General features: G+C 55.0%; 9 protein-coding genes. 4 read left to right on the plus strand and 5 right to left on the minus strand.

The genetic code is table 11. The features are described from left to right. Positions 1–2: 2 nt before the first annotated feature. Both ABWO67_RS07915 and ABWO67_RS07920 read right to left on the minus strand, forming a co-directional pair. Positions 3–884, minus strand: a complete 882-nt coding sequence (locus tag ABWO67_RS07915) for a branched-chain amino acid ABC transporter permease (protein WP_353149999.1) — start codon at positions 882–884, stop codon at positions 3–5. Between the two features lie 63 nt (positions 885–947). Then, complete coding sequence (locus ABWO67_RS07920) at positions 948–2,207, minus strand: ABC transporter substrate-binding protein (protein WP_353150002.1); 1,260 nt, start codon at positions 2,205–2,207, stop codon at positions 948–950. Positions 2,208–2,307: 100 nt separating this feature from the next. Here ABWO67_RS07920 and ABWO67_RS07925 point away from each other — a divergent pair, with 100 nt between their 5' ends. Further along, complete coding sequence (locus tag ABWO67_RS07925; protein ID WP_353150005.1) at positions 2,308–3,003, plus strand: GntR family transcriptional regulator; 696 nt, start codon at positions 2,308–2,310, stop codon at positions 3,001–3,003. 150 nt (positions 3,004–3,153) lie between these two features. Beyond that, a complete protein-coding gene (locus ABWO67_RS07930; RefSeq protein ID WP_353150008.1) occupies positions 3,154–3,498 on the plus strand; it encodes a YMGG-like glycine zipper-containing protein in 345 nt (114 codons plus the stop codon). A 10-nt stretch (positions 3,499–3,508) separates the two neighbouring features. Here ABWO67_RS07930 and ABWO67_RS07935 read toward each other — a convergent pair whose 3' ends face one another. Continuing rightward, complete coding sequence (locus tag ABWO67_RS07935) at positions 3,509–4,285, minus strand: TorF family putative porin (protein ID WP_353150010.1); 777 nt, start codon at positions 4,283–4,285, stop codon at positions 3,509–3,511. 216 nt (positions 4,286–4,501) lie between these two features. Between ABWO67_RS07935 and ABWO67_RS07940 the strand changes: the two genes are divergently transcribed. Next, on the plus strand, positions 4,502–4,963 hold the full coding sequence (locus ABWO67_RS07940) for a VOC family protein (RefSeq protein ID WP_353150013.1): 462 nt from the start codon (positions 4,502–4,504) through the stop codon (positions 4,961–4,963). Between the two features lie 19 nt (positions 4,964–4,982). Here ABWO67_RS07940 and ABWO67_RS07945 read toward each other — a convergent pair whose 3' ends face one another. Continuing rightward, positions 4,983–5,402: a universal stress protein gene (locus ABWO67_RS07945; RefSeq protein ID WP_353150022.1), complete on the minus strand. Its 420-nt coding sequence runs from the start codon at positions 5,400–5,402 to the stop codon at positions 4,983–4,985. Next, positions 5,402–6,418, minus strand: coding sequence for a TerC family protein (locus ABWO67_RS07950; protein ID WP_353150016.1), 1,017 nt, complete (start codon positions 6,416–6,418; stop codon positions 5,402–5,404). Before ABWO67_RS07950 ends, ABWO67_RS07945 begins: the two co-directional genes overlap by 1 nt. Before the next feature lie 107 nt (positions 6,419–6,525). On the opposite strand from ABWO67_RS07950, the gene nhaR reads away from it, so the two are divergent. Beyond that, positions 6,526–7,437 (plus strand): transcriptional activator NhaR, encoded by a 912-nt coding sequence (gene nhaR, locus ABWO67_RS07955; protein WP_353150019.1) that lies wholly within the window; start codon positions 6,526–6,528, stop codon positions 7,435–7,437. Positions 7,438–7,468: the final 31 nt, after the last annotated feature.

The following is a 7,468-nucleotide window of genomic DNA, read 5'->3' on the forward strand; positions in this document are numbered from 1 at the left end:
TGCTACTCCAGTCGCTCAAATTTTTCGCCCAGCAAACCACGCGGACGCAGTATCAATATAAGCAGCATGAGCAGATATAAAGATGCCTCGGAGGCTGGGGGATAAAAGTAAGAGGTCAACCCGCGGATCACGCCCACAAGAATGGCTGCATAAACCACTCCCCAGAAACTGCCCAGACCGCCGATGACAACAACCACGAACGCAGCAGTCAGGATTTCCTGGCCCATCGCCGGCTGCACGCCCGTAATGGGAGCCAGCAACACCCCGGCCAGTCCGGCCAGGCCTATGCCCAGCCCGCACACGGCAGTCATGATGGGTGTCAGCGATATCCCCATGGCGCGCACCATATCCGGATCATTGATACCGGCCTTGACGATTTTTCCGAAGGCCGTCTTGTTCAGCAATACCCAGGTCGCGGTCACCGCGGCAATGGCCACGACCAGCATACCAACGCGATAAACGGGATAAAAGAACTCGCCAATAACGACCTGGCCCCGGGCAAAATCGGGAATCGAGAATGACAGCGGCGATGCACCGAAAATCATGCGCAGGCTCTGCTCGATGACCATGGAAAGCGCAAACGTGAACAACAGGCTCAACACCGGGTCTGCCCGGTAAAACCGCTTCAGGAACAGACGCTCGACAATCATGCCGAGTACCGCGACCAGGATGGGCGACATCACGAATGCCCAGCCGTAGCCAAGCTTGTCGCCTAGAAAGACCACCATATACGCACCGATAGCGTAGAACGCCCCGTGCGCCAGATTGACGATGCCGCCCAGACTGAAAATAATCGACAGCCCCAACGCAATCAACAAGTAGTAAACGCCCAACAACAAGCCATTCGCTACCTGCTGGAAAATAAATATCAGTTCTATTGCCAAAGCGGGTCTCCGAGCCAAAAAAAGCGCCAAGGGTCTCCCCTTAGCGCACCGCCACTACAGTGACTACGCAAACTTGCACATATTTTCTTCCTGGGTAGGCGCCAAGGCCTCAAGGCTTTCGGAAGCCGCCGGCACCGGAGCGCTGGTCGTCATGAAGTCCCACTTGTCGGCATCCTTGTTGTTGCTGGGCGTGACGGTGTACATTTCCGTCATCAACTGGTGGTCCCAGGGGCGGAAATAGCCTTCGCGATCGCGCAGCACATCAAACTTGGCCGCATCGCTTTCCAGCCAGGCAATGATCTTCTGGGTATCGTCGCTACCTGTTTTTGTCATTGCCTCTGCCAGTATCTTGATCGCAAGGTAATCATTGACCGCCTGATTTTCAGGCAGCTTGTCCCATCTTTTCTCGAAGACCGACACAAATTTCTTGGCCGATGGCGCCTGCAATTGATGCGTCCAGACAATAGGCCAAGTCCCGCTAAACCCTGACTTGCCTGCGCCCCAGATACTCGTCATGTTCATGTCGGCGCCCGCGAAAGGAACATCGATATCGAACTCGTTATATTGCTTGGTAAAGTTGGTGGTTTGGTTGCCTGCCAAATTACTGATAACCAAATCGGGTTTTTGCTGCCTGATTTTCAGTAATGACGCGCTGAATTCCGTTGCATCGGTCGGCAGCATGTCGTTGGAAATAAAAACGGCGCCGTTTTCATCCATGAACTTCTTGGTCTGCTTGAACAGATCGTGTCCGAAGGCGTAGTCGGCCGTGAACGCCATCCATTTTTTCCCCTTGACCAGGTTGTCGCGCAACAGGGACTGCCCAATCGTGCGCACATACATCGTGTTGCACGCTTCCAGGTGAAACATATAGCGGCTGCAGCTTTTGCCGCGTAATTCATCCGAGTTGCAACCGGTTTGCAGAAAAATGGTTTTGGCGCGCGTGGCAACTTGAGAAATAGCCAGGCCCGACGCCGAACTGATTTCGCCCACCAGCGCACCGACCTTGTCTCGTTCAACCATACGCTGGGCTTTGGTGGATGCCGTTTGCGGATTGACACTGTCTTCTGTCAACAATTCGATTTTCCTGCCCAGCACGCCGCCTGCTGCGTTCAGCTCTTCAACAGCCAGCGTCGCGCCCAGCACGGCATATTCGCCCATGGGGCCCAGGAAACCCGTACGCGGAGTCAAGTGCCCGATCTTGAACGGCGAGGAATTCTGCGCCCTTACAATGGCAGGCATTACCAACCCAGCGGCCATCGTGACAGAACCATTCACCAGCAAACGGCGTCGCGACGCCGAAAAACCAACTTTTTTATCAGCCATGCTTGTCTCCTTTGTAGGTTTCTCTAAATGATTATTTCTCTATATACTATCCAACTGTGATCACAGATCACAGTTGGTAATAACCCTAGCCCAAGAATAAATGCAAACACTTTTGACAGTCGCTCCGCGGCCCGAAACCCTGAGCGCGAATGTTCTCTTTCAAATTAAAGACCTGCTTATTACCGGGCGGCTTGTGCCTGGCGAGCAGTTGTCTTTACGCTCAACGGCCGAGGCTCTGGGCGTCAGCGTCATGCCAGTACGCGACGCGGTGTCGCAACTTGTTGCCGAGCAAGCGCTGGAAGTCGCGCCCAACCGTTCGGTGCGGGTACCTAAGCTGAATGCCCAGCAATTCACTGAGCTGACGCAGATTCGGCTCCAGATAGAGGGCTATGCCGCCGAGCAGGCGGCACGAAACGCACCCACAAGCCTGATTCCGCAATTGCGCAGCCTGAATACGCAGCTGGCCGAAGAAATGGGTGCGGCCGATCACAATAAATCGTCAATGGTGCTGCTGAATAAAGAATTGCATTTCCGCATATACCAAAGCGCAGGCATGCCTATGTTGTTGAAGATAATAGAAAGCCTGTGGCTCAAGAGCGGCCCGATACTGAACTACGACCTGCTGGCCGGTTCGCAGCGCACCAGCAAGAAAATAGCCGTAGCGCACCATGAGAAACTGATCAACGCACTTGAGGCCCGACAGCCGGCTGCCGCAAAAAAAGCGCTACATGACGATATCAACAGCGCTTTCAAATATATTCTTCGCAAACAGTTCAGGGAAGCCGGTATTCAGTAACAAAACTGCGTCAAAACCAATACCGAACTGTTACCAAACCACCCTGGAATGCCGCAATTATTTCAGGCCGCTGCAAAAACGCGTTGCGCGCTTGCCCGCCCCTTTCCGCTTGGCTACTCTGACTTCAGACCTTAGAAACAGGAGTTAGATATGACGCTACAGCGTACCTTCACACGGTTTGCAACCATTGGCCTGCTGGCGTTCACATTGGCCGGCTGTGCCACACACTACGATCGCAAAACGAACAACACACTGATGGGCGCCGGACTAGGCGCGGCGACCGGCGCCATATTCTCGGGGGGCGACCCTTTATATGCCATAGGCGGCGCCGCAGCGGGCGGGCTACTGGGCAACATACTGACCGAAGACCGCAGCGCAAATCGTTCGCGCAATTGGGACCGGGATCGGGGCCGCGACTACCGCCCCTCCCGTAACTCTGCTCGCGAGACTAAAAGACGTTCCTCGAGCAATCGTTATGACCGGCGACATCGCTAAATGAACCGACCTAGAAGCTTTTCGACAGCGTGAGCAACGCTGTCGAACGGCCCACGTACTTGCCCTTGGTGTTGGTATAGACGTCACGGTCGGCATTGGTATCGATATAAGCCAGCGAAGTCGAAAACCCCTGGCCCCAATCTTTGCTCACGCCTAGCGACCAATCGGTATAAGACCCGTCATCCAGGTTGCGCACCTTTTGATAGCCAACGTGCGCGTTCAGCACCAGCCCCCACACACCCGTTTCAAACTTGCCTGAAACGTCGTAGTACTGACTATTCTTGCTATCAGGAACGCCAAACAAGTTCGTCAGGGAATGGGAGTACTTGGCGGTGATGGGACCATAGCCCAGCCCCAGATACAGTTCGGTTGTATCGGGACTGGTATAGCCGGCCGGAAAGCTGCCCGGGTAGTAATAATGCAAAGCGCCAACATCAAATGTCAGGTCCTGCCAAAGCGTCCCTCGATATCCACCGTAAAAATCCATTTCCAGCGTCGAGGACACATCGGGATCCGAATCGTCCAGCCAACTGATACTTGAGTTCCAGTTGCCTATATAGAAGCCGCTAGCATGAGCAAGATCGAAGCCGCCTTGCACGGCCGGCTCGTTATTGGTTTGCATCATGCCGCGATAGCGATACTGGCTTACCAGCGATACATTCGCGCTCCATGTGAAATCGGATGCAGGCGCAGCGCTGTCCGAACTTTGTGCCCAGACCGGCATTGCAAGAACAGCCGCTAAGGATGCGGCGAAAACGCCAAGAACATTGGGGGAACGGTTGCGCATTTGGCTAACTCCTGAGAGGTAAAGGGTTCACCCAGGCTTACGCAAATCACATGCCAGAAAAAAGCAGGCCGCTGCCTACCGATAGAAGGCGTTACGCTGCCTTTGCACTCACAATTGGTGCAAGCCGGGCGCACTGAAAATGAGCGTGTATCCCCTGCGCAGGCATGAAACGTGCTGTGCATTGCATCTTGGACTGCATCAATAAAGGAGAACGCCATGTCAGTATTGGCCCCGACCACCAGAGCGACCATCATTCCGTGCCTTCGTTACCGCAACGCCCCCGCCGCGATAGCATGGTTATGTTCAGTCTTTGGCTTTAAAGAGCAGGCTGTATACGCCAACCCTGATGGAACCATTGCCCATGCGCAACTTGTGTTCGGCAACGGGATGATCATGCTTGGGTCCGTCTCGGCGTCCGAGTGGGGACAGCTCATCAAACAGCCCGACGAAATCGAAGGCGCGGAAACGCAGAGCGCCTATGTCATCGTGGAAGATGCCGATGTGCTCTATGACAGGGCAAAAGCGGCGGGCGCCCAGATCGTTCTGGACATCAAAGATGAAGACTATGGCGGACGCGGCTTTACCTGCCGCGATATCGAAGGCCATATCTGGAACTTCGGCACCTATGATCCCTGGCAAGGAGAAAGCGGGCTGCCGGAGGACCAGGCCTATCCCTAGATCGACTCCAGCACAGACTTCAAACCAGCAATACGGGGCAATGCGCATGGGCAAGCACACGGCCTGACACTGATCCAATAATGGCATTCAGAAAAGCAGGCCGATGATGAGAGCCCATCACAATGGCGATTGCGCCGACGGTATCTGCATATTCGACAATACGTTCTGGCGCGAACCCAACGAGCCCGTGGCATTCGACGCTCAGGTTGCCCTCGCGCAGAATCCTGGTCACTGACGCCATGGCCTTTTCGCTTTCGTCGTTGTGCCAGGCGGCGATCTCATCATGATTGACGAAAGACCGGACCTCGCCGGTCACTTCGGGCTCACAATGCACCACATGCACGGTGAAATCGCTGTTCAGCAAAGGATTGTCGACCAGGTATCGCGCAGCCGCATCGCTAGATGCGGACCCATCGGTCGTGAGTACGATATTTTTCATCATGGTCTCCTTTTGGACCCTGCCGCAGTGGAATCCGCAATGCGAGCCGGATCGTCCGCATCAGCCCGCTGCGACAGCACAAGACTGGCGCCGATAGACACCAGTAGAATAATGCCGACTGCCCCTAGCGACCACAGCACTGGCACATGAACCCATGGTGCTGCCAGCATCTTTCCGCCGATGACAGTCAATATGACACCCAGGCCGTACTTGAGGTAGCGGAAACGTTCCGCCATGCTGGCCAACAAAAAGTACAACGCCCGCAAACCCATAATGGCAAAGATGTTCGAAGTGAATACGATGAACGGATCCGTCGTTACGGCGAAGATGGCCGGAATGCTGTCCACGGCAAACACCAGGTCAGTGGTTTCTATTATCAACAATACGCCAAACATCGGTGTCGTGTAGAGCAAACCGTTAACGCGCACAAAAAACGATTCCCCACGATAGTCTTGCGTCATGCGCATGAACTTGCGCATAAGGCGGACGATGGGATTGCGCCCAATATCGGGGGCATGCTCGGCAAACAGCAGCATTCGGATTCCAGTGATCACCAGAAACAGACCGAATACATAGAACAACCAAACGAACTTCGACAACAGCCAGACGCCGGCCAGAATCATGGCAATGCGCATCACAATGGCGCCTAGCACGCCGAACAGCAATACTCGGCGCTGCAACTCAGGCGGAACGGCAAAATAGCCGAAAATCAACGAAAACACGAACATATTGTCCACAGACAATGACAGCTCGATCAGATAACCGGTGAAAAATTCCAGTGTCTTGCGATTTGCCAGCACACGGCCTTCGGCGCCATCCAGAAACCACCACTGGGCACAACCGAAAAGCGTCGCCAATATGACCCATGCCAGCGCCCAGGACAAGGCCTCGCGCGGCGACACCCTATGTGCAAGCCTGCCGCCAAAGACGAACAAGTCAAGCGCCAAAATAGCCGTGACGAACCCGATGAATCCGACCCACATCGGAAAGGTGGCGAAGGTCTCGATTCCGCTCATAAGACAGTCCTGAAAAAGCAACGCTTACTGGCAGTCTAAGGCAGCTTGAAAGCCCCAACAATTCGTATATGATTGATCAATCATCAGGTTTTTTCGAAAGGTGGGCCATGGCCTCACTTAACTACAAACACCTGCGATACTTCTGGATGGTCGCCAAAACCGGCAGCATTGTCCGCGCCGGGCAGCAACTGCACCGCACACCACAATCCATCAGCGGCCAACTGCAAGAACTGGAAACCGCCCTCGACGCAGAACTATTCCGCCACGCGGGCCGCACGCTGCAATTGACTGATGTAGGCCGCCATGTGCTGGCTTATGCCGACCAAATATTCACGCTAGGCGATGAGCTGCTGGACGAACTGCGCGAGCAACCCGCCAGGCGGCTGCCTGAATTCAAGGTGGGCATCGCGGAAGGCGTCCCCAAGTCGATGGCCTACCACATGATAGAGCCCGCATTGCGCATGGACGAGGCTGGGCGCCTTGTCTGCCGGGAAGGCGGCCTGGCATTCCTGCTGGCCGATCTTGCCGTACATAGGCTGGATATGGTTATCGCCGACCGACCCATGCCCAACCATCTGCATGTGCGCGGCTTTAACCATCTTCTTGGTGAAAGCGGCCTGACCTTCTTTGGCGCACCTCAGTTGCTTGCCACCTTGTCCGGAGAATTTCCCGCCCTGCTCCATCAAGCGCCATTTCTACTGCCCGGCGAAGACGTGTCGGTCCGCACAGCGCTGCTTCACTGGTTCGACGAACGCAACCTGCGCCCCCGTATCGTCGGGGAATTCGACGATAGCGCACTACTTAATTCGTTCGGGCAGACTGGTACCGGAATTTTCGTCGCGCCTACGGCAACCGCCGACTATCTTTGTGAACAGTATCGTGTGCGGGCAATCGGCAGCACGAACGTCGTAAAAGAGCAGTTCTACGCCATCACTACGGAACGTCGGCTGCAGCACCCGGCGGTTCTTGCGATTAGCAAAGCCGCGCAGGAAGACGTGTTCCGAGCGCAAACCGATTAGCGTATTTTTAGCTGGGCGTGGTTTTTCGTTC

This window comes from Pollutimonas bauzanensis, assembly GCF_040393045.1.
In the GTDB taxonomy this organism is placed as follows: Bacteria; Pseudomonadota; Gammaproteobacteria; order Burkholderiales; family Burkholderiaceae_B; genus Pollutimonas; species Pollutimonas bauzanensis_A.